At 66.0% G+C, this 21,483-nt stretch carries 15 protein-coding genes; 1 reads left to right on the plus strand and 14 read right to left on the minus strand.

Features of this window, described 5'->3' with window-relative positions; translation table 11 throughout:
• From glyA to speB, 10 genes are all read right to left on the minus strand, one after another.
• Positions 1-766, minus strand: a 766-nt coding sequence (gene glyA, locus L6D77_RS18810; protein ID WP_236170109.1) for a serine hydroxymethyltransferase, incomplete at its 3' end; no start/stop codon positions are given.
• A gap of 128 nt (positions 767-894) precedes the next feature.
• Entirely contained in the window at positions 895-3,762 is a 2,868-nt protein-coding gene (gene gcvP, locus L6D77_RS18815; RefSeq protein WP_232883564.1) for an aminomethyl-transferring glycine dehydrogenase, read from the minus strand.
• 14 nt (positions 3,763-3,776) lie between these two features.
• Positions 3,777-4,154 carry a glycine cleavage system protein GcvH gene (gcvH, locus tag L6D77_RS18820; RefSeq protein WP_232883566.1) on the minus strand — a complete coding sequence of 126 codons (378 nt, stop codon included), beginning with the start codon at positions 4,152-4,154 and terminating at the stop codon, positions 3,777-3,779.
• A 259-nt stretch (positions 4,155-4,413) separates the two neighbouring features.
• Positions 4,414-5,946, minus strand: coding sequence for a sigma-54-dependent transcriptional regulator (locus tag L6D77_RS18825; protein ID WP_232883567.1), 1,533 nt, complete (start codon positions 5,944-5,946; stop codon positions 4,414-4,416).
• An 81-nt stretch (positions 5,947-6,027) separates the two neighbouring features.
• On the minus strand, positions 6,028-7,452 hold the full coding sequence (cycA, locus tag L6D77_RS18830; RefSeq protein WP_232883568.1) for a D-serine/D-alanine/glycine transporter: 1,425 nt from the start codon (positions 7,450-7,452) through the stop codon (positions 6,028-6,030).
• A gap of 450 nt (positions 7,453-7,902) precedes the next feature.
• The gene (gene betA, locus L6D77_RS18835; RefSeq protein ID WP_232883570.1) at positions 7,903-9,588 is read right to left on the minus strand and encodes a choline dehydrogenase; all 1,686 of its coding nucleotides are present in this window, start codon (positions 9,586-9,588) and stop codon (positions 7,903-7,905) included.
• A gap of 3 nt (positions 9,589-9,591) precedes the next feature.
• The gene (locus tag L6D77_RS18840; protein WP_232883572.1) at positions 9,592-11,061 is read right to left on the minus strand and encodes a purine-cytosine permease family protein; all 1,470 of its coding nucleotides are present in this window, start codon (positions 11,059-11,061) and stop codon (positions 9,592-9,594) included.
• The gene (locus L6D77_RS18845) at positions 11,058-11,237 is read right to left on the minus strand and encodes a hypothetical protein (protein WP_232883573.1); all 180 of its coding nucleotides are present in this window, start codon (positions 11,235-11,237) and stop codon (positions 11,058-11,060) included. The genes L6D77_RS18840 and L6D77_RS18845 overlap by 4 nt, the downstream gene beginning before the upstream one ends.
• 92 nt (positions 11,238-11,329) lie before the next feature.
• The gene (locus tag L6D77_RS18850) at positions 11,330-12,838 is read right to left on the minus strand and encodes an aldehyde dehydrogenase family protein (RefSeq protein ID WP_232883575.1); all 1,509 of its coding nucleotides are present in this window, start codon (positions 12,836-12,838) and stop codon (positions 11,330-11,332) included.
• A 15-nt stretch (positions 12,839-12,853) separates the two neighbouring features.
• Positions 12,854-13,825: an agmatinase gene (gene speB, locus L6D77_RS18855; RefSeq protein ID WP_232883577.1), complete on the minus strand. Its 972-nt coding sequence runs from the start codon at positions 13,823-13,825 to the stop codon at positions 12,854-12,856.
• A gap of 265 nt (positions 13,826-14,090) precedes the next feature.
• Here speB and L6D77_RS18860 point away from each other — a divergent pair, with 265 nt between their 5' ends.
• Positions 14,091-15,005: a LysR family transcriptional regulator gene (locus tag L6D77_RS18860; RefSeq protein WP_232883579.1), complete on the plus strand. Its 915-nt coding sequence runs from the start codon at positions 14,091-14,093 to the stop codon at positions 15,003-15,005.
• A 170-nt stretch (positions 15,006-15,175) separates the two neighbouring features.
• Here the strand turns inward: L6D77_RS18860 and L6D77_RS18865 are convergent, their stop codons facing one another.
• The 4 genes from L6D77_RS18865 to L6D77_RS18880 all read right to left on the minus strand — a co-directional run bounded on the left by L6D77_RS18865 (position 15,176) and on the right by L6D77_RS18880 (position 21,448).
• A complete protein-coding gene (locus tag L6D77_RS18865) occupies positions 15,176-16,162 on the minus strand; it encodes a LysR family transcriptional regulator (protein ID WP_232883705.1) in 987 nt (328 codons plus the stop codon).
• Between the two features lie 9 nt (positions 16,163-16,171).
• Positions 16,172-16,771, minus strand: coding sequence for a TetR family transcriptional regulator (locus L6D77_RS18870; protein ID WP_232883580.1), 600 nt, complete (start codon positions 16,769-16,771; stop codon positions 16,172-16,174).
• 151 nt (positions 16,772-16,922) lie between these two features.
• Complete coding sequence (locus L6D77_RS18875; protein ID WP_232883582.1) at positions 16,923-18,311, minus strand: efflux transporter outer membrane subunit; 1,389 nt, start codon at positions 18,309-18,311, stop codon at positions 16,923-16,925.
• The gene (locus tag L6D77_RS18880; RefSeq protein ID WP_232883584.1) at positions 18,308-21,448 is read right to left on the minus strand and encodes an efflux RND transporter permease subunit; all 3,141 of its coding nucleotides are present in this window, start codon (positions 21,446-21,448) and stop codon (positions 18,308-18,310) included. Before L6D77_RS18880 ends, L6D77_RS18875 begins: the two co-directional genes overlap by 4 nt.
• Positions 21,449-21,483: the final 35 nt, after the last annotated feature.

Raw genomic sequence — 21,483 nt, forward strand, 5'->3', positions numbered from 1 at the left:
ATACCGCCGAGTTGAGTTTCTTTTCAAGGTCCGGGTCGGCCTTGGCCAGGATCAGGCCGCCGCGCGGGCCGCGCAGGGTCTTGTGGGTGGTGGTGGTGACCACGTCGGCGTAGGGCAGCGGATTGGGGTACAGGCCTGCGGCCACCAGGCCTGCGACGTGGGCCATGTCGACGAACAGGTAGGCACCGACCTGGTCGGCAATCTGCCGGAAGCGCGCGAAGTCCAGGGTCTTGGAGTAGGCCGAGAAGCCGGCGACGATCATTTTCGGCTTGTGCTCAAGGGCCAGGCGCTCGACCTCGGCGTAGTCGATCAGGCCATCGGCGTCGATACCGTACTGCACCGCGTTGTACAGCTTGCCCGAGGACGACACCTTGGCGCCGTGGGTCAGGTGGCCGCCGTGGGCCAGGCTCATGCCCAGGATCGTGTCGCCGGCCTGCAGCAGGGCCAGGTACACCGCCGCGTTGGCCTGGGAGCCGGAGTGCGGCTGGACGTTGGCGTAACCGGCGCCGAACAGCTGGCGGGCGCGGTCGATGGCCAGTTGCTCGACCACATCGACGTGCTCGCAGCCACCGTAGTAGCGCTTGCCTGGGTAGCCTTCGGCGTACTTGTTGGTCAGCTCGCTGCCCTGGGCCTGCATCACCTGGGGGCTGGCGTAGTTTTCCGAGGCGATCAGCTCGATGTGGTCTTCCTGACGTTGCGCTTCGCGCTGCATGGCGGCGCAGAGTGCTGGGTCGAAATCGGAGAGGGTCAGGCTTTTGTGGAACATGGTTTTTTCCTTTTTATTCGTGTTTGGCCGGGGACCTGTAGGAGCGGGCTTGCCCGCGAAGCAGGCGACTCGGTGGCTGGCACCGGCTTTGCCGGTGTTCGCGGGCAAGCCCGCTCCCACACTGATCATCAGGCGTCCTGGTAGCTCGACAGCGGTGGGCAGGCGCAGGCCAGGTTGCGGTCGCCGTAGACGTTGTCCACGCGCCCCACCGGCGGCCAGTACTTGCTTTCGCGCAGGGTGGCCAGCGGGTACACCGCCAGTTCCCGGCTGTAGCCGTGGGGCCACTCACCGGCCAGCTCGAAGGCGGTGTGCGGGGCGTTCTTCAGCGGGTTGTCGAGCGCGTCCAGGGTGCCGCTCTCCACTGCGCGGATCTCTTCGCGGATGCAGATCATGGCGTCGCAGAAGCGGTCCAGTTCCTCCTTCGACTCGCTCTCGGTCGGCTCGACCATCAAGGTGCCGGCCACCGGGAACGACATGGTCGGGGCGTGGAAGCCGAAGTCGATCAAGCGCTTGGCCACGTCTTCGACGCTGATGCCGCTGCTGTCCTTGAGCGGGCGCAGGTCGAGGATGCACTCGTGGGCGACCAGGCCGTTGTCGCCGGTGTAGAGCACCGGGTAGTGCTCCTCCAGGCGCCGGGCGATGTAGTTGGCGCTGAGGATCGCCAGCTGCGAGGCGCGCTTGAGCCCTGCCCCGCCCATCATGCGCATATACATCCAGGTGATCGGCAGAATGCTCGCACTGCCATAGGGTGCCGCGCTGACCGCGCCGTGCTTGTTGGCCATATGCCCATGGCCGGGCAGGAACGGCGCCAGGTGCGCCTTGACGCCAATCGGGCCGACGCCGGGGCCGCCACCGCCGTGGGGGATGCAGAAGGTCTTGTGCAGGTTCAGGTGCGACACGTCGCCGCCGAACTTGCCCGGCGCGCACAGGCCGACCATGGCGTTCATGTTGGCGCCGTCCAGGTACACCTGGCCGCCGTGTTGATGAATGATTGCGCAGATGCGGCTGATGCCGTCCTCGAACACGCCGTGGGTCGAGGGGTAGGTGATCATCAGCGCGGCCAGCTGCGCCGAATGCTGCTCGGCCTTGCGCTGCAGGTCGGCGACATCGACGTTGCCGCGCGCATCGCAGTCGACCACCACCACCCGCAGGCCGGCCATCTGCGCCGTGGCCGGGTTGGTGCCATGGGCCGACGACGGGATCAGGCACACATCGCGCCCCGCCTGGCCACGGCTGGCGTGGTAGGCGCGGATGGCCAACAGGCCCGCGTACTCGCCCTGGGAGCCGGCGTTGGGCTGCAGCGACATGGCGTCGTAGCCGGTGGCCGCGCAGAGCATGGCCTCCAGTTCGTCGGTGAGTTGCCGGTAGCCCTGGGTCTGCTCGGCCGGGGCGAACGGGTGCAGCGCGCCGAACTCGGGCCAGGTGATCGGGATCATCTCGCTGGCGGCGTTGAGCTTCATGGTGCACGAGCCCAGGGCGATCATGGTCCGGTCCAGGGCCAGGTCCTTGTCGGCCAGGGCACGCAGGTAGCGCATCAACCCGGTTTCGGAGTGATGGCGGTTGAACACCGGGTGCTGCAGGAAAGCCGATTCACGCAGCAGCGCGGTCGGCAGGCGGTCGCCCGCGTCGGCGGCCAGGGCGGTGAAGTCCGGCAGTGCCTGCCCTTGCGCTGCGAACACCTGCCACAGGGCCTCGACAGCAGCCTGTTCGCAGGTTTCATCCAGCGACACACCCACCCGCACATCATCGATCAGCCGCAGGTTCAGGCGTGCGCCCCTGGCGGCGGCCAGCACCTCGGCCACAGGCTGCGCGGTCAGCACACTGACGGTGTCGAAAAAGTGCTGCTGCTCGACCTGATGCCCAAGCTGTTGCAGCCCCTTTACCAGGATCGCCGTCAGGCGGTGCACCCGCCGGGCGATCCGGGTCAGGCCCTGGGGGCCGTGGTAGACCGCGTACATGCTGGCGATATTGGCCAGCAGCACTTGTGCGGTGCAGATGTTGCTGGTGGCCTTCTCGCGGCGGATGTGCTGCTCGCGCGTTTGCATGGCCAGGCGCAGGGCCGGCTTGCCGAAGCGGTCGATGGACACCCCGACCAACCGCCCGGGCATGTCGCGCTTGAACGTATCGCGGGTGGCGAAGTACGCCGCATGCGGGCCACCGAAACCCAGTGGCACGCCGAAGCGCTGGGCGCTGCCCAGCACCACGTCGGCACCGAATTCGCCCGGTGGGGCCAGCAGGGTCAGCGCCAGCAGGTCGGCGGCCACCGCCACCAGCGCACCGGCGGCGTGGGCACGCTGCACCAGGCTGCGCGGGTCGCTGATGGCGCCGGTGCTGGCCGGGTACTGCAGCAGCAGGCCGAAGTAACCGTCCAGGGGTTGGTCGTGCAGCGCCGTTTCGTCACCGATCACCACTTCGATGCCCAGTGGCTCGGCACGGGTGCGCAGTACATCGAGGGTTTGCGGGTGGCAGTGCTGTGAGGCGAAAAAGGCTGGGGCCTTGTTCTTCGCCAGGCGCTTGCAGAAGGTCATGGCTTCGGCGGCGGCGGTGGCTTCATCGAGCAACGAGGCGTTGGCGATTTCCATGCCGGTGAGGTCGCTGACTAGCGTCTGGAAGTTCAGCAGCGCTTCCAGGCGGCCCTGGGAGATCTCCGGCTGGTACGGCGTGTACGCGGTGTACCAGGCCGGGTTTTCCAGCAGGTTGCGCAGGATCACCGTCGGCGTGTAGCACGGGTAGTAGCCCTGGCCGATATGGTTACGCAGCAGCTGGTTGTTGCCAGCAATGGCCTTGAGTGCGGCCAGGGCCTCGGCTTCGCCCTGCCCTTTGCTCAGTTCGAGCACGCTGCTGCCCTTGATGCTGGCAGGGATGACGCTGTCGATCAGGGCGTGAAGCGAGTCATGGCCGGTGAGCGCCAGCATGGCGTCGATATCGGCCTGGCGCGGGCCGATGTGCCGGGGAATGAACTCGTTGTCGGTGCCCAGCGGGATGGCGTTGATCATGTCGGCCCCCAGGCTCAGGCGTTGTCGGCCAGGAAGCGGTCGTAGCCGTCCTGGTCCATCAGGCTGTCGAGCTCAGTCAGGTCGCTGGCCTGGATGCGGAAGAACCAGCCGTCCTGCATGGGCGAGGTGTTGACCAGCTCGGGGTCGTCGGCCAGGGCCTGGTTGACCGCCACCACTGTGCCGCCCAGCGGCATGCCGATATTGCTGGCGGCCTTCACCGACTCCAGCACCGCGACTTCGCTGCCCTCGTCGTACGCGCCGGGCTCGGGCAGTTGCACGAACACCACATCACCCAGGGCCTGCTGGGCGTAGCTGGTGATGCCTACGGTCAGCTCGCCGCTCGCTTCCAGACGCAGCCATTCGTGTTCGGGGGTAAAACGCAGAGTGGTCATGGATGTTCCTTTCTTGTTATCAGGTGGGTCCCGGGACAGGACTACCGGTAACAGAGCAAGGGCAATGCCAACTCAATAAAACCGTTATTTTTCAACTGGTTATAGATATTTAAACGCTATCTTCCGGGCTGCACTGCGGAGCGAAATCACTCCGTCTCCAGTGCCCGCCCGCCACCGTTGGGCTGGCGGGCCAATGAACCCGGGGTTCAGGCCCGGCTGGAGCACAAACACTCCAGTGGAGCGAAGTGGCTCCAGGCCGTTACAAGGCCCGGCTGGCAATGCCGTACTTGCGCAGGCGCTGGCCGATGGCCGTGTGCGAGGTTTGCAGGCGCAGGGCCAATTGCCGGGTGGAGGGGTAGCTGGCGTACAGCTTCTCCAGCAGGTCCTTTTCGAAGCCCTGCACCGCCGCCTCCAGGCTGACCACCTCCAGAGCGTCGGGCTGCTGGCTGTTCAGGGCGGTGCCGGCCAGCTCCAGGTCATCGCAGTCGATCACCTCGCCCTCGCAAATGGCCGCCGCGCGGAACAACACGTTCTGCAACTGGCGCACGTTGCCCGCCCAGCGGTTGCCCAGCAGCAGCGGCTGGGTGGCCAGGGCCAGCCGACACGGCGGGCGCTGGATCTGCGCGCAGGCCTGGCGCAGGAAGTGCTCGGCCAGCAACAGGATGTCCTTGCCGCGCTCGCGCAGCGGCGGCACTTTCAGGTTGAGCACGTTGAGGCGGTAGTACAGGTCTTCGCGGAAACTGCCTTCGGCCACCATGGCTTCCAGGTGGCGGTGGGTGGCGCAGACCACCCGTACATTGACCCGTACTTCACCACCGCCGCCGACCCGGCGAAAGCTGCCGTCGTTGAGAAAACGCAGCAGCTTGGCTTGCAGGTAGGGCGACATCTCCCCCACTTCATCGAGGAACACCGTGCCGCCATCGCCCAGTTCCAGCAGGCCCGGCTTGCCGCCACGCTGGGCACCGGTGAAGGCGCCGGCGGCGTAGCCGAACAGCTCGCTCTCGGCCAGGCTCTCGGGCAAGGCCGCGCAGTTGAGCGCCAGGAACGACGCATCGCGCCGGGCGCTGAGGGCATGGCAGGCGCGCGCCACCAGCTCCTTGCCGGTGCCGGTCTCGCCCTGGATCAGCAGCGGCGCCTCGAGGCCCGCCACTTTGTGCAGGCGTACCTTGAGCTCCTTGAGCGGCGTCGACTCCCCCAGCAGCGCCTCCAGCCCGTCGGTGGAATCATGCAGCAACGACGCCAGGCGCTCGCCGATGCGGCTGGGCGGGTACAGGGTCAGCAGGCCGCCCACCAGGCCGTCGGCCCCGCCGCTGATGGGCGTCGCTTCAAGCAGCAGCGCCTGGCCCTGGAATTCCACCTCGCACATGGGCAGGCGAAAACCCTTGGCGATCAGGGTCTGGGCCAGGTCGGGCACGGCGAACAGCCGCGACAACGGCTCACCGGCCGGCTCATGGCCGATCAGGCTGACCAGGGTCGGGTTGGCCAGCAGCACATGGCCGCTCGGGTCCACGGCCAACACAGGGTCGCTCATCGCCGCCAGCAGTGCTTCGAGTTGCAGGCGCCGGCGGTGGCCGGGCAGGAAGTCGACCAGCTCGACCGCCTGCACGCCGTCCAGGCCCAGCAACGCCGCGTGGAGTTCGTCCAGCACGGCCTGCGACAGCGCCGGGGCATCGATGTAGACGTTGGGCGGGACCATTTCCACCGCGTCCAGGTTGAGGTTGCGTGCCCCCAGCAGTGCCAGGATCTCTTGGGTGATGCCGACGCGGTCGACGAAGGTGACGTGGATTCTCATCGCAACTCCCTGCTTGGCAAACGACAACAGGGGGACGACGCACTTGGCGCCGTCCCCCTGGCTGAAACGTGAACGTGCCGATCAATCGGTATCGAGGGACAACTGCCCGTTCTCCTGGCGTTTCTGGCGCAGGGAGCGGTAGGCCAGGCCCAGCACGGCGAACCACACCGGCACGGCGTACAGCGCCAGGCGGGTGTCGGCCTCCAGGGCCAGCAGGCCGAGGATGAACACGAAGAACGCCAGGCATACCCAGCACATCAGCGTGCCACCGGGCATCTTGTACTTCGACACCTGGTGCAGGTGCGCCCGCTGCTTGCGGTAGGCCAGGTACGACAGCAGGATCATCGACCAGACGAACATGAACAGCAGGGCCGACACCGTGGTGATCAAGGTGAAGGCATCGAGCATGTTCGGCACCAGGTAGATCACCAGCGCCCCCGCCGTGAGGCAGACACAGGAGAAGATCAGGCCATTGGACGGCACAGCGCGGCGGGACAGCGCGCCGAACCTGCCGGGCGCATCACCGTCCACCGCCAGGCCGTAGAGCATGCGGCTGGTAGAGAACACCCCGCTGTTGGCCGAGGACGCCGCCGAGGTCAGCACCACGAAGTTGATGATCCCCGCCGCCGCCGGCAGCCCGGCCAGCACGAACAGCTCGACGAAGGGGCTCTTGTTGGCCACCACTTCGCGCCAGGGGGTCACGGCCATGATGGCGACCAGGGCGAACACGTAGAAGATGATGATGCGCAGCGGGATCGAGTTGATCGCCCGTGGCAGGTTGCGTTCCGGGCTCTTGGTTTCAGCGGCGGTGGTGCCTACCAGCTCGATGCCGACGAAGGCGAACACGGCGATCTGGAAACCGGCGAAGAAGCCCATGGCGCCATGGGGGAACATGCCGCCGTCATTCCACAGGTTGGCCAGCGAAGCGACGTTGCCGGCCGGCGACTGGTAGGCCGCCGCCACCATGTACAGGCCGGTGCACACCAGGGCGCAGATGGCCACGATCTTGATCATGGCGAACCAGAATTCCATTTCGCCGAACAGTTTCACGGTCACCAGGTTGAGTGACAACAGCACCCCGACGCAGGTCAGGGCCGGCAGCCACAGGGGTATATCGGGGAACCAGAACTGTGCATAGGCGGCAATCGCGATCACATCGGCAATACCGGTGACGATCCAGCAGAACCAGTAAGTCCAGCCGGTAAAGAACCCGGCCCACGGCCCCAGCAGATCGGCGGAGAAGTCGATGAAGGATTTGTACTTCAAGTTGGACAGCAAGAGTTCGCCCATCGCCCGCATGACAAAGAACAGCATGAAGCCGATGATCATGTAGACGAAGATGATTGACGGGCCGGCCAAACTGATGGTTTTGCCCGAGCCCATGAACAGGCCGGTACCGATGGCACCGCCGATGGCGATCAACTGGATATGGCGGTTGGACAGGCTGCGCTGCAGTTCGTGGCCGTCAGCCTCAGGCGGGCGTTGGCCATGTGGCAAGTTGTTCATTATTTTTACCTTGCTAGTTTAATTGTTTTTATAACGTCACAAGTTCAACTTTCCGAGCCGGGCTTTTGGTCTTGAAGCCCGGCCGAACGCAAGGGAAAGAGCAAGGTATGTGCCAAGGGCCAGAGGCCGCTGGATTCGGTGCTTAATACGTTTTTCGCACTAATGTTCCGTAATGAAGTCACTCCAATAAAACCGGTTTATTCACCCTTCAATTGCCGTGAAGGCGTCGTAAACCCTGCCCGTACCCGCCCTGTAGCGATATCGCTACAATGGAGCGCATTCGGTCCGCGCCATTGGCAACGCCTTATACTGCTTGTGATGGCCTCATCGCTGGCAAGCCAGCTCCCACCCCGACCGCATAACCCCAGGCCATGCGCTAACCCTGTGGGAGCCGGCTTGCCGGCGATGAGGCCATGACTGGCAAACCAAAACTTTCGTCCCTACCCTTCCTCAGGCGCCAACCTTGCGCACCGGCGCACGGCTGCGCTGCTGCGCCTCCCAATCCCCCACCAACCCCACCGGCATATCGCTCGGTGCCAGCGGCTCACGCCCGCGCACCAGGTCCGCCGCCCGCTCGGCGAGCATGATGGTCGGCGCATTCAAGTTGCCATTGGGCTCGCTGGGGAACACCGACGAGTCGATCACCCGCAGCCCCTGCAACCCATGCACCCGCAGTGTGGAATCGACCACCGCCATGTCGTCCTCGCCCATGCGGCACGAGCCGCAGGGGTGCATGGTGCTTTCCATGTTGGCGCGCACGAAGGCGTCGATCTGCTCGTCGGTCTGCACCTGGGGCCCGGGCGCCAGCTCTTCGCCGCGGAAACGGTCCATGGCCGGCTGGGCGAGGATCTCGCGGGTCAGGCGCACGCAGCGGCGAAAGCCCTCGCGGTCCTCTTCGCTTTGCAGGTAGTTGAAGCGGATTTCCGGGTGCTGGTACGGGTCGGCCGACAGCGCCCGCACATGGCCGCGGCTCTTGGGCTTGTTCGGCCCGGTGAGCACCATGAAACCGTGGCCCTTGAACGGCTTGTCGCCGTCGTAGCGCATGGCCGCCGGCAGGAAGTGGAACTGGATGTCCGGCCAGCGCAGCCCTTTGGAGGAACGGATGAAACCGCCGGCCTCGAAGTGGTTGCTGGCGCCCAGGCCATCCTTGAACAGTAGCCAGCGCAGGCCGATCATCGCCTTGCCCAGCAGGCTCATCTTGCCGTTGAGGGTGATCGGCTGCTTGCAGGCGTACTGGATGTAGATTTCCGAGTGGTCCTGCAGGTTTTCGCCCACGCCCGGCAGGTGATGGCGCACCTCGATGCCGGCCTTTTTCAGTACCGCCTCGGGGCCGATGCCGGAGCGCTGCAACAGGTGCGGCGAGCCGATCGGGCCGGACGCCACCAGCACCTCGCGGTTGCACAGCACCTTGTGGGTCTGCCCGCCTTCGTCGTACTCCACCCCCACCGCGCGCTTGCCGTCGAGCAGGATGCGCCGGGTCATGGCGTGGGTGACCACGGTCAGGTTGGGCCGGTTCATGGCCGGGCGCAGGTAGGCGTTGGCGGTGGACCAGCGCACGCCGTCCTTGACCGTCATGTGCATGGCACCGAAGCCTTCCTGCATGTAGCCGTTGCAGTCGTCGGTCTTGATGTAGCCCGCTTCTGCACCGGCCTCGACCCAGGCGCCGTACAGCGGGTTCTGCATGTTGTTGCCATTGTTGGTGGCCAGCGGCCCGGCGCCGCCACGGTAGTCATCGCCGCCGAACTTGAAGGTTTCGGCACGCTTGAAGTACGGCAGGCAGTGGCGGTAGCTCCAGTTTTTCGCGCCCAGGCTTTCCCATTCGTCGAAGTCGCAGGCGTGGCCACGGATATAGACCAGGCCGTTGATCGACGACGAGCCGCCGAGCACCTTGCCCCGTGGGCAGTGCAGGCGCCGGCCGTCCAGGTGCGGCTCGGCCACGGTCTCGTAGCGCCAGTTGTACTTCCTGGTGTTCATCGGCAGGGAGAACGCGCTGGGCATCTGGATCAGCACGCTGCGGTCGCTGCCACCGAACTCCAGGACCAGCACCGAAGTACCGGCGTCCTCGGTCAGGCGGTTGGCCAACACGCAGCCGGCCGAGCCCGCACCGATGATGATGTAGTCGTATCGCTTGTTCATGGTTCAGTCCTGTACGCGAAGGCCGGCGGCCCGATCGTGGTGTTGGTTGCCCTTGGGGTAGCCGCCCCAGCCCAGGCGCGCCGCCAGCAGGCGGGTCAGGCCGTAGTGGACCAGCCCGGCCAGCAGGCAGGACGGCAGCGAGGCGGTGGCGAAGGTGAAGAAGGTGGTGTGGGCCAGGGTTTGCGGGTTGAACACCACCACGTAGATGGCGAAGCCCGCCACCAGCGCCAGCAGCGCGATGGGGTTCAAGCCCTTGCAGAAGCGCAGTGGCGAGGCGCCTTGCTCGGCGTAAAGGTGGCGCAGGTTCACCCGCTGGCGGCGCAGGAAAAAGTAATCGGCAATGCCGATGCCGGCCAGGGCGCTGTTGAGTGCCGAGGTCCACACCAGGAAGATGAAGAAGCCGTCGTAGATCCCCGGCAACAGCACCACGATGGCCACCGGGATGATGCAGAACAGCCCGATCAATACCCCCCAGCCCAGGCTGCGCAGGCGCTCCCCGGCCAGCTGGCGCAAGCCGATCACCGCGGTGTAGAGGATGTTGACCATGCCGGTGAGGTTGGCCAGGGCCAGGAAGCCCAGGGCGATCACCCCGAAGGCCATGCCCCCGGCCACGCGCATCCAGGCGGTGGGGTCGCTGCTGCCCAGGGTGGTGGCGGCGAACAGGCTGACCGACTCACCCAGCACCGCCGCGCCGAAGATGCCCACCAGGTTCGGCCAGAAAGCCGTGCGCTGGTTGCTGCACAGGCGCGACAGGTTGCCGATGTAGGGCCACCAGGAGAAGCCGGCGGCGATGTTGATTTCCACCGCGATCATGAAGTTGACGTGGGGGTTCTCGAACGGCGGCTGCAAGGGCGGCATGGCCAGCAGTTCGGCGAGGCTGTGGCTGCGCAGGATGAAGTACATCAGCGCCAGCATGATCAGGATCAGGCTGGGCGCGATCAGCGCGCTCAGCAGGCGGATCATGTCCGGCCCGCGAATGGCCACCAGCGCTGCCAGCACAATGGCCAGCAGGGCCCCGGCGGTCACCAGCCAGCCATCGCCGTCGGGCTGGGCGTGCTGTACCAGGGTTTCCAGGTTGTCCAGCGCCCGCCCGCACATCAGCCCGAGTACCGCCAGCCAGCCCATGGTCAGCACCACCACCGAGAGGAAGTACACCAGGCGGCTGCCGTTGAGGCCGAACATGCCGCGCAGGTAGGTGAACTGCTCGACGCCGTACTTGCCGCACGGCAGGCAGGTGGACGCGGAGGCCAGCACCACCCCGAGGATATTGCCGATGACGATCGCGGCGATGCCCTGCATCGGGCCGACGAACAAAGCGGTGGCACCGCCGATCAGGAACACCCAGGTGGCCACCGCCAGCGCCGAGTTGGCGTAGGCATAGCCCCAGAAGCCCCAGACCCGTTCATTGGGTAGCAACGGCGTGTCGCCACGTTCCGCAGCCAGGCGGAACTCCTGCTCGCGCAACCGGCTCATGGCTGGCCTCCGAGCAGGTAGGCGCCGGCGACCATCACCAGCGTCAGCAGGGCCAGGGCAATCACGTCACGGGCGGTCAATGCGCCCGGCCAGTGCGCCCTGCCCTCCAGTTCTTCATAGGCGCGCAGGCGCCGTTCCAGGTCTTGCGCACGCTCGACATCCACTTGGCTGTTCATTGGGCATCACCTCGACAGGTTCTTATTGTTGAAATTCGATGCGTTGATGAACCTGCGTCGCACGCCAGGCGACGCAGGCCGGCCTTGCTACCTCAAGGCAAGGTGATCCAGACCGCCTTGGTCTCCAGGAAGAACTCCAGTTGTTCCGCGCCCATGTCCTTGCCATAACCGGACTGCTTGTAGCCACCGAACGGCATGGACGGGTCCAGGGTGCTGTGGGCATTGACGTAGACCGTGCCGGCGCGCAGGCGCGGGATCAGCCCGTGGACCTTGCCCAGGTCGTTGCTGTACAGCGCCGCCGCCAGGCCGTACTCGGTGTCGTTGGCCAGCGCCAGGGCCTGCTCCTGGGTGTCGAACGGCGCGGTTACCAGCACCGGGCCGAAAATCTCCTCGCGCACCACGCGCATGCTGTTGTCGCAATTGGCGAAGATGGTCGGCTGCACGTAGTAACCCGGGCCTTCGACCGGCTCGCCGCCGTAGTAAACCTGCGCGCCCTCAGCCTTGCCTTGTGCGATGTAGTCCAGCACCCGTTGCTGTTGCTGGCGCGACACCATGGGGCTGATGAAGCAGTCCGGGTCCAGGCCGGGGGCGATCTTCAGGGTGGCCGTGTAGCGGGCCAGCGCTTGCAGGAAGGCCGGGTACACACTGCGCTCGACATAGGCGCGGGTACCGGCATCGCACACCTGCCCTGAATTGAAGAATACGCCGTTGGCCACTGCTTCGGCGGCGGCCTCGATATCGGCGTCGGCAAACACGATCACCGGCGACTTGCCGCCCAGCTCAAGGGTCAGGCGCTTCATCTGGTCCATCGCCGCCTTGCCCACCGAGCAGCCCACGGGCGTGGAGCCGGTGAAGCTCAGCTTGTCGATGCCCGGGTGGCGCGACATCGCCTCACCCACCACGCTGCCGCGCCCGGTGACGATGTTGATCACCCCATCGGGGATGCCCGACTGCTGCACCAGCTCGGCAACGCGCAGGGCTGACAGCGAGGTCAGTTCCGCCGGTTTGACCACCACCGTACAGCCGGTAGCCAGGGCCGCGCCGAGCTTCCAGGCCATGGTCTGCAGCGGGAAGTTCCACGGCACGATGGCGCCCACCACACCGACCGCCTCCTTGCGGGTGTAGGCCAGGTAGTTGCCGGGCAGCGACGGCTCGACGGTGCGCCCATGCAGCTTGCTGGCCCAGCCGGCGAAATAGCGCAACGTATCGACCGTGCCCTGGATATCCACGGCGCGGGCCTGGGCCACCGACTTGCCCATGTCGATCGACTCGATCTGCGCCAGTTCATCGCCATGGGCTTCGATCAAGTCCGCCAGGCGGTGGATCAGGCGTTCGCGTTCCAGCGGTTTGAACTGGCTCCAGGGGCCGCCATCGAACTGCGCGCGGGCGGCCTGCACCGCGCGGTCCAGGTCGTCGGCGGTGCCCATGGGGATGCGTGTTAGCACGCCCTCGGTGGACGGTTCGATGACCTCGGCGCTGGTGCCGTCGCTGGCTTCGAGCCACTCACCGCCGATGAACATGCGCTGCGCTTTGCACAGGAAACGCTGGGTGGCCTCACAAACGCCGAAGGCCTGCAGGTAGGTTTTGACCTTGTTGTCCACTGTCGTAGCTCCGGGTCAGCGCGCCTTGGCGCGGGCATGGAAGATGAAACCGAGGCTGTTCATCAGCAATTGCGCGGCGAGGATCGAGGTGACGCCGGCCGGGTCGTACGCCGGGGCCACTTCCACCAGGTCCATGCCGACGACGCGCCCCTGGCTGCGTCGGGCCAGTGCCTGGATGATTTCCAGCACTTCGTAGTACTGGAAGCCGCCATGGCTGGGGGTGCCGGTACCCGGGGCGATGGACGGGTCGAAACCGTCGATGTCGATGGTGATGTAGTAGTCGCGCCCTTCCGGGATCTTCGCCAGCACGCCTTCGCAGCCCAGGCGGCGCACGTCGCGCACCGAGAGGATCTGTGAGCCGGCGTCGCGGGCGGCGTCGTAGTCGTCGCGGTTGGAGGACGACACGTTGCGGATGCCCAGCTGGGTCATGCCGACGATGTGCTCAAGCTCCGAGGCGCGGCGCAGCGGGCTGCCGTGGCCGTAGCGCACGCCGTGGCGTTCGTCGACGAAGTCCAGGTGCGCGTCGAAGTGCACGATATGGATCGGCCCGCGGCCTTCGAAGGCCTTGATCACCGGCGCGTGGATCGAGTGGTCGCCGCCCAGCACCACCGGCATGGCACCGGCCGCGAGGATCTGGCGCACGGCCGACTCGATGTTGGCGTTGCTGGTGGCCATGTCGGTGTGGACGATATCGGCGTCGCCGACATCGACCATGCGCAGCTGGTCTTCGGTCAGGTAGGTGGCGTCGTCCTCGAAGTCGTAGGCGCCGGAGTGGCCGAACGAGAACAGCGTCGATGCCTCACGAATGCCACGCGGCCCGAAGCGTGCGCCGGAGCGCCATTGGGTGCCCATGTCGTTGGGCGCGCCGAGGATGGCCACGTCGGCATCGATGGCCGCCCAGTCGGTGCAGATGGGCGCCTTGGCGAAGGTGCAATGGCCCACGAAGGGCAGGTTCAGGCGGCCGGATTCATAACCGTGCTTAGCCATGTGCGGGTTTCTCCACTTATTGTTCTGGTCAGGAGACGGGGGTGCCTGCGCACCGCCGTTGCAGCCACTATGGCGCCGGGCCGAACAGGGAAAAATGCGCAAGTGCAGATGCATACATCGTCATAGCCGAAGTATCTGCCGGTAGACCTATGCCCGACGCCACGGGCATTGCGGCGATCAGCTGCACATGGTTAGCTTCGGAAAAAACAGTGCGCGGACACTCATATCAGCCTCGGCGATGTGAGCAACCGCCCAGGAGGCCAGGGTGATCCAGCTCCACGATGTCGATCTGAAGCTTCTCAGGGTATTCACCACCATCGTCCGGTGCGGCGGCTTTTCCGCCGCGCAAGCCGCGCTCAACGCTGGGCAGTCGACCATCAGCGAACAGATGACCCACCTGGAAACCCGCCTGGGGGTGAAGCTGTGCCAGCGCGGGCGCAGCGGCTTTCGCCTGACCGAGCAAGGGGTCGCCATCCATGAGGCCACCCTGCGCCTGCTCAGTGCCGTGGAGAGCTTTTGCCTGGACGCCGACGTGCTCAAGCAGCACATCAGCGGCAAGCTCAACCTGGGCATCATCGACTCGACCCTGACCGATGCCGCCTCGCCGCTGCCGCGCACCACCCAGCGCTTCGTCTCGCGCGGGCACGACGCCCACCTGCACATCTACATCGGCGCCCCGGCGGAGCTCGAAGAGCGCGTCTTGGACAGTCGGCTGCACCTGGCCATCGGCCATTTCCCCCTGCGGGTGCCGGGGCTGTCCTACCTGCCGCTGTATGACGAAGCCTTAGGGCTGTACTGTGGCCGGCGCCACCCGCTGTATGGGAGCAAGGCAACCAATGGCCGGCTGCTGGAAGAGGTGCGCGGCTGCCATATCGTCGTGCGCGGCTACATGCAGCAGTACGACCTGGAACAACTGGGCGTGAGCAAGGCCGCCGCCACCGTGGAGAACATCGAGGCGGCGGCGATCCTGATCATTTCCGGCGCCTACATCGGCTTCTTGCCGGTGCACTTCGCCGAGCAGTGGGTGAAAACCGGCGACATGCGCCGCCTGGGCGCCAGCCGCCTGGACCTGACCTCGCCGTTCGACGTCATCACCCGCCGCGGGGTATCGCCACCGCCGATCCTGCAGGCGTTTCTGGAAGACCTGAACGCCTGCATGCATCAGCCTGGGCTGGGCTAGTTCAGAGCACACACGAACACGATGCGCTCGGCAGCCGTGTGGGCGGACAAGGGCCGCCAGTGTTTTTGAAATCGAGCGCCGCGCGGGGGGCGCTCGATCTCAAGGGCGCTACAAAAACACCGGCGGGCCGGGGACCAGAAGGGCTTCAGCGTCGGGCGCATATCCGCCGATCAAAACCTCGACACCAACCGCAACGTGCTCGCGCACGAGGCGCTCAAGCGCTGAGGCGGGGGCGATGCCCAGCACCGCGGATCGTCGAGCACCCCCTGGTCGCGCTCGAACGCCCCCGGCAGATGGGCCTTGAGGTAGTCGACCCAGGTGCGGATCTTGGCGTCGAGAAAGCGCCGTGACGAATACAGCGCATACACCTCGCGCGGGTGCAGGCGCAGCTGCGGCATCACCCGCAGCAAGCGCCCTTCGCCGAGGGCCTTGGCCGCGACGAAACTGGGCAGCAGGCAAATCCCCATGCCGGCGATGGTGGCCTGGCAGGCCGCCTCGGGCTGGTTGACCCGCAGCACTTCCTGGAACCTGAACAGCGCGTCGTCGAAATGCCAACCGCCCGGATACAGCGGGTCACTCAGCAGCACACAAGGGTGGTCACCCAGCTCAGCCGGGCTGCCCGGCATACCGTGCCGGGCCAGGTACGCGGGCGATGCACAGAGCACGCTGCACACCTGGCCCAGGTGCTGGGCCACGAATTCCGAGTCGGGCAACCTTCGGCACAGGGTGACCAGCACGTCCAGCCCCTCCTCCAGCAAGGCCGGGGTGTCTTCGGTCAGCGACAGGTCGATGGCCACTTGCGGGTAACGCTCGCGGTAGCCCCCCACAAGCGGCATCAGGTGCTCCAGGCCGAACTCGGTGATGGTGTGCAGGCGCAGGCGCCCTGCCGCCTGGGCCCGTGCGCTGGCCGCCTCGGCCGCCGCCGTGTCGATCTCGTCGAAAATGGCCTTGCAGCGCTTCAGGTAGCGCTGCCCGGCCTCGGTCACCGCGACGCTACGGGTAGTGCGTTGCAGCAGGCGCGCACAGAGCTGCTCTTCCAACGCAGCGACCTGGCGCGAGACCGTTGACGAGGAGATGTTCAACGCCAGGGCCGCCTGGCTGAAGCTGCCGCTTTCGGCGACCCGGACGAATGCCTGCATGCTGTGCAACAGGTCCATGGCCATGCCCTACCCCTCAGCCTGCGCGAGCAAGCCAAGGATGAAGCGCTCCACGTCCTGGCCGGCCGGGTACTGCTCGCCCGGCAGGCCCAGCAGCAGCGCTTCGCTGAGGGCGCCGAACATGAACACCCCGACGGCCCTGGCCCTGCTGTCGCGCAGGGCCAGGTCGCCCGGCCAGGCCTGCTCGAGCACCAGCGCCACGTAGCGCCGGATGCGGTGCTGCATGCCCTGCAGGCGTTCGAGCACCCGCGCGCTGACACTGCGCAGTTCATGCCCCTGCAGCAGGATCGAAGCGCTGCGCCGGAGCCGCGGCTCGCTAAGGGTGCGTTGCATACCCTCACCCAGCACCGCCGCCATCCGCGCGATGCCGGGAACCTGTGCCGGGTCGGTCGGCAGTTGGTCCCAGGGGAACCACGCGCGCTCGATCACCGCTTCGAGCAATTCGGGCTTGCCGTCGAAGTGCCAATAGATGGAGCCGCGGGTCAGGCCGGCGACATCGGCGATGTCCTCCAGCCTGGCCACGGCGTAGCCGCGGTCGCTGAACACCCGCTCGGCAGCGTCGAGCAGGCGCTGGCGCGTCTGCTCGACTTCGGCTTTGCTGCGCCTCATGGCGATGGCCCTTGTAGGAGCGGCCTTGCGCCGCGAAAGGGCCGCAAAGCGGCCCTAGGAAGCCAGCATTGGCGCAATGATCGCTGGGGCTGCTGCGCAGCCCTTTCGCGGCGCAAGGCCGCTCCTACAAGCCGGCGTCGTTCGCATTCCATCACTGACTCCCCCCACCCAGCGCCTTGTACAGCGCAATCAGGTTCTGGCTGCGTACCAGGCGCGTGTCCACCAGCTGCTGCTGCGAATCGAACAGGTTGCGCTGGGCATCCAGGCTGTTGAGGTAAGTGTCCACCCCCGTTTCGTAACGCTGCTGGGCCAGGGCATAACTGTGGGCATTGGCCTTGACCAGCAACCCCTGGGCCGTGGCCTGGCGGTCCAGTTCACCGCGTGCGACCAGGCCGTCGGACACCTCGCGGAACGCTTGCTGAATGGCCTTCTGGTAATTGGCCACTTCGATCGAAGTCTGCACCTTGGCCACGTCGAGGTTGGCCTGGTTGCGCCCCCAGTTGAAGATCGGCACGTTGATCGACGGCACGAAGCTCCAGGCGCCCTGCCCGCCGGCGAACAGATCGCCCAGCTGGGCGCTGGCCGAGCCGGCCGAAGCGGTCAGGCTGATGCTCGGGAAGAACGCCGCGCGGGCAGCGCCGACATTGGCGTTGGCGGCTTTGAGCGCATGCTCGGCGGCGAGGATGTCCGGGCGCTGGGTGAGCACCTGGGAGGGCAGGCCCGCCGGTAGCGCTGCGCCAAGTTCCAGCGCATCCAACCCGGCCTGGTCCAGCTGCGCCGTGGCCAGCGGCTTGCCCACCAGCAACACCAGCGCGTTGCGGTCCTGCGCCACCAGGCGCCGGTAGCGCGCCTGGCGGGCTTGCGCCGAACGCACGGTGCTCTCGGCCTGGCTCAGGTCCAGCTCGGTGGCCACGTCTTCCTGGTAACTGCTGCGAATGGTCAGGTAGCTCTGCTGCTGGCTGTGCAGGGTCTGTTCGCTCAGCGCCAGCGATTGCAGGTCGGCCTGCAACTGGTAGTAAGCGTTGGCCACTTCGGCAACCAGGGCGATCTGCGCGCTACGCTGCGCCTCCAGCGTCTGCAGGTAGCTCTCCAGCGCCTGCTGGTTGAGGCTGCGCACGCGGCCGAAGAAGTCCACCTCGTAGGCGGCGAAACCGACGCCTGCGTCATAGCGGTGGCTGGCGCCCGAGCGGCCATCGACCGCCAGGTCGGCCGGCGTGCGCGTGTGGTTGCCGGCGACGCTGGCGTCGATCGTCGGCAGCAGGTCGGCGCGGCGGATGCGGTACTGCGCCCGGGCCTTGTCGATGTTGAGCAGCGCCACCCGCAGGTCGCGGTTGTGCTGCAGCGCATCGCCGATCAGCGCCTTGAGTTGCGCATCCTGGAAGAACGTCGCCCAGGGCAGCAGCGCCTGTGCATCGGCGGGGGCGCCGACCCACTCCGTGGCCACCGGCGCCTCCGGGCGCTGGTAGTCGGGAATCAGCGAACAACCGCCCATCAAGCCCACGGCCAGGGCCAGGGCTGTTTTCAGTGTGCCGTGCTTCATGCCTGCTCTCCTTGGGCCTGGGTGTTGGCCTGCTGCGCCTTGCGGCTGAACAGGCGGGTAATGACCACGAAGAACAGCGGCACGAAGAACACCGCAAGGAAGGTGGCGGTGAGCATGCCACCGACCACGCCGGTACCGATGGAGTGCTGGCTGCCCGAGCCGGGCCCGCTGGAAATTGCCAGGGGCAGTACCCCGAGCACGAACGCCAGCGAGGTCATGATGATCGGCCGCAAGCGCTGGCGCGCAGCTTCCGCCGAGGCCTCCAGCAGTGGCATGCCCTGCTCGTGCAGTGCCTTGGCGAACTCGACGATAAGGATGGCGTTCTTCGCCGACAGGCCGACCGTGGTCAGCAGGCCCACCTGGAAGAAGACGTCGTTGGCCAGGCCGCGACCGAGGGTGGCCAGCACCGCCCCGATAACACCCAGGGGCACCACCATGATCACCGCCAGCGGCACCGACCAGCTTTCATACAGGGCCGCCAGGCAGAGGAACACGATCAGCACCGATACCGCATACAACGCCGGCGCCTGGGAGCCGGACAACCGCTCTTCATAGGACATGCCGTTGTACTGCAGGCCAACGCCCGCCGGCAGCTTGGCGATGATCCGCGCCACCGCCTGCATGGCATCGCCCGAGCTGTAGCCCGGCGCCGGTTCACCCTGGATCTGTACCGCCGGCACGCCGTTGAAGCGCTCCAGCTTCGGCGAGCCGTAAGTCCAGAAACCGTGGGCGAAGGACGAGAACTTGACCATCTCGCCGTTGGCGTTGCGCACGTACCACTTGTTGAAGTCTTCCGGCGAAATGCGCGAGCTGATTTCACCCTGCACGTACACTTTCTTCACCCGGCCACGGTCGATGAAGTCGTTGACGTACGACGAGCCCCACGCGGTGCTCATGGTGTTGTTGATGTCGCTGATGCTCACCTGTAGCGCTCGGGCTTTTTCCTTGTCGATGACGATCTGGTACTGCGGCTCGTCGTTCATGCCGTTGGGGCGCACGTTGGCCAGTACCGGGTCGGCGGCGGCCAGCTGCAGGAACTGGTTGCGCGCTTCGATCAGCTTGTCGTGGCCCAGGCCTGCACGGTCCTGCAGATAGAAGTCGAAGCCCAGGGCGTTGCCCAGCTCAAGGATCGCCGGCGGTACGATGGCGATGACACTGCCGTCCTTGATCTGCGCGACGCGCGCCTGGATGCGCTGGGACAGGGCGAAGATATCGGTGCCATGGGCGCCACTGCGCGCATCCCAGGGTTTGAGGCCGACGAACAGCATCCCCGAGCTCTGGCCGCGGCCCGCGAAGTTGAAGCCGTTGACCGTGTAGGCGGACTCGATCAGCCCACCTTCATCTTGCAGCAGGTAGTCGCGGACCTCGTTGAGCACCCCTTGGGTGCGCTCGGCACTGGTGTTGGTCGGCATCTGTACCTGGACGAACATCGTGCCCTGGTCCTCACCCGGCAGGAACGCCGTGGGGATCTTCGGGAACAGCCAGCCCAGTGCCACCACGATCAGGGCATACACGCCCAGGAACAGCACCTTGCGCCTGGCGATGCCCAGTACCCCGACCTTGTAGCGGTCGGCATTGCGGTCGAAGGTACGGTTGAACCAGCCGAAGAGGCCTTTCTTGTCATGGTGATCGTGACTGATCGGTTTGAGCAGCGTGGCGCACAGTGCCGGGGTGAAGATCATCGCCACCAGCACCGACAAGGCCATGGCCGAAACGATGGTGATCGAGAACTGCCGGTAGATGATGCCGGTGGCGCCACCGAAGAAGGCCATCGGCACGAACACCGCCGACAGCACCATGGCGATCCCCACCAGCGCCCCCTGGATCTGCCCCATGGATTTGCGGGTGGCATCCTTGGGCGACAGCTTGTCCTCGATCATCACCCGCTCGACGTTTTCCACCACCACGATGGCGTCGTCCACCAGCAGGCCGATGGCCAGGACCATGCCGAACATGGTCAGGATGTTGATGGTGAAACCGAACGCCGCCAGCACACCAAAGGTCCCCAGCAGGACCACCGGCACCGCCAGGGTGGGGATCAGCGTGGCGCGCAGGTTCTGCATGAACAGGTACATCACCAGGAACACCAGCACGATGCCCTCGAACAAGGTCTTGACCACCTCGTGGATCGAGGCACCGACCGCAGGCGAGGTGTCGTACGGGTAGACCACCTTCACCCCGGCGGGCAGGTAGGGTTCCAGCTCGGCCACGGTGTCACGCACCCGCTGCACGGTGTCCAGCAGGTTGGCGCCAGTGGCCAGGCGCAGGGCGAGCGCCGCGGACGGCTTGCCGTTGTAGGTGCCGGAAATGGAGAAGTTCTCCGCGCCCAGGCCGACCGTGGCGACATCCTTGAGGCGCACCTGGGAGCCGTCCGGATTGACCTTGAGCAGGATTTCCTGGAACTGCTCGGCGCTCTGCATCCGCGACATGCCCAACACCGTGGCGTTGAGCTGCACGCCCTGGTGGGTCGGCAGGCCACCGAGTGAGCCCGACGACACCTGGACGTTCTCGGCGCGCACCGCATCGATCACATCCTGCGGCGTCAACTGGTAGCCCAGCAGTTTCTGCGGGTCGGTCCAGATGCGCATCGCGTACTGCGCGCCGAGCATCTGGAAGTCGCCCACGCCCTTGACCCGGGTGATCGGGTCCTTGAGGTTGGAGACGATGTAGTTGCCGATATCGAAGTCATCCATGCTGCCGTCTTCGGAGTACAGGCCGACGATCAGCATGAAGTTGATCTGGTACTTGGCCACGCGCAGGCCCTGGCGCTGCACTTCCTCGGGCAGCAACGGGGTGGCCAGCTGCAGCTTGTTCTGTACCTGCACCTGGGCGATGTCCGGGTCGGTGCCCTGGTCGAAGGTGACGATGATGGTCATGCTGCCATCGCTGTTGCTCTCTGAAGAGAGATAGCGCAGGCCATCGAGGTTGTTCAGTTGCTGTTCGATCACCTGCACCACCGTGTCCTGCACGGTCTGCGCCGAAGCGCCGGGGTAGCTGACGGTGATGCTGATCGCGGGGGCGGCGATGTTGGGGTACTGGTTGACCGGCAGCTTGAGGATGCTGAAGCACCCGGCGAGCATGATCACGATAGCGATCACCCAGGCGAAGATCGGCCGGTTGATGAAGAACGATGCCATAGAAATGTACCGATTGGTGGCGGCGATGCCGGGGC

Source organism: Pseudomonas parasichuanensis (genome assembly GCF_021601385.1).
In the GTDB taxonomy this organism is placed as follows: Bacteria; Pseudomonadota; Gammaproteobacteria; order Pseudomonadales; family Pseudomonadaceae; genus Aquipseudomonas; species Aquipseudomonas parasichuanensis.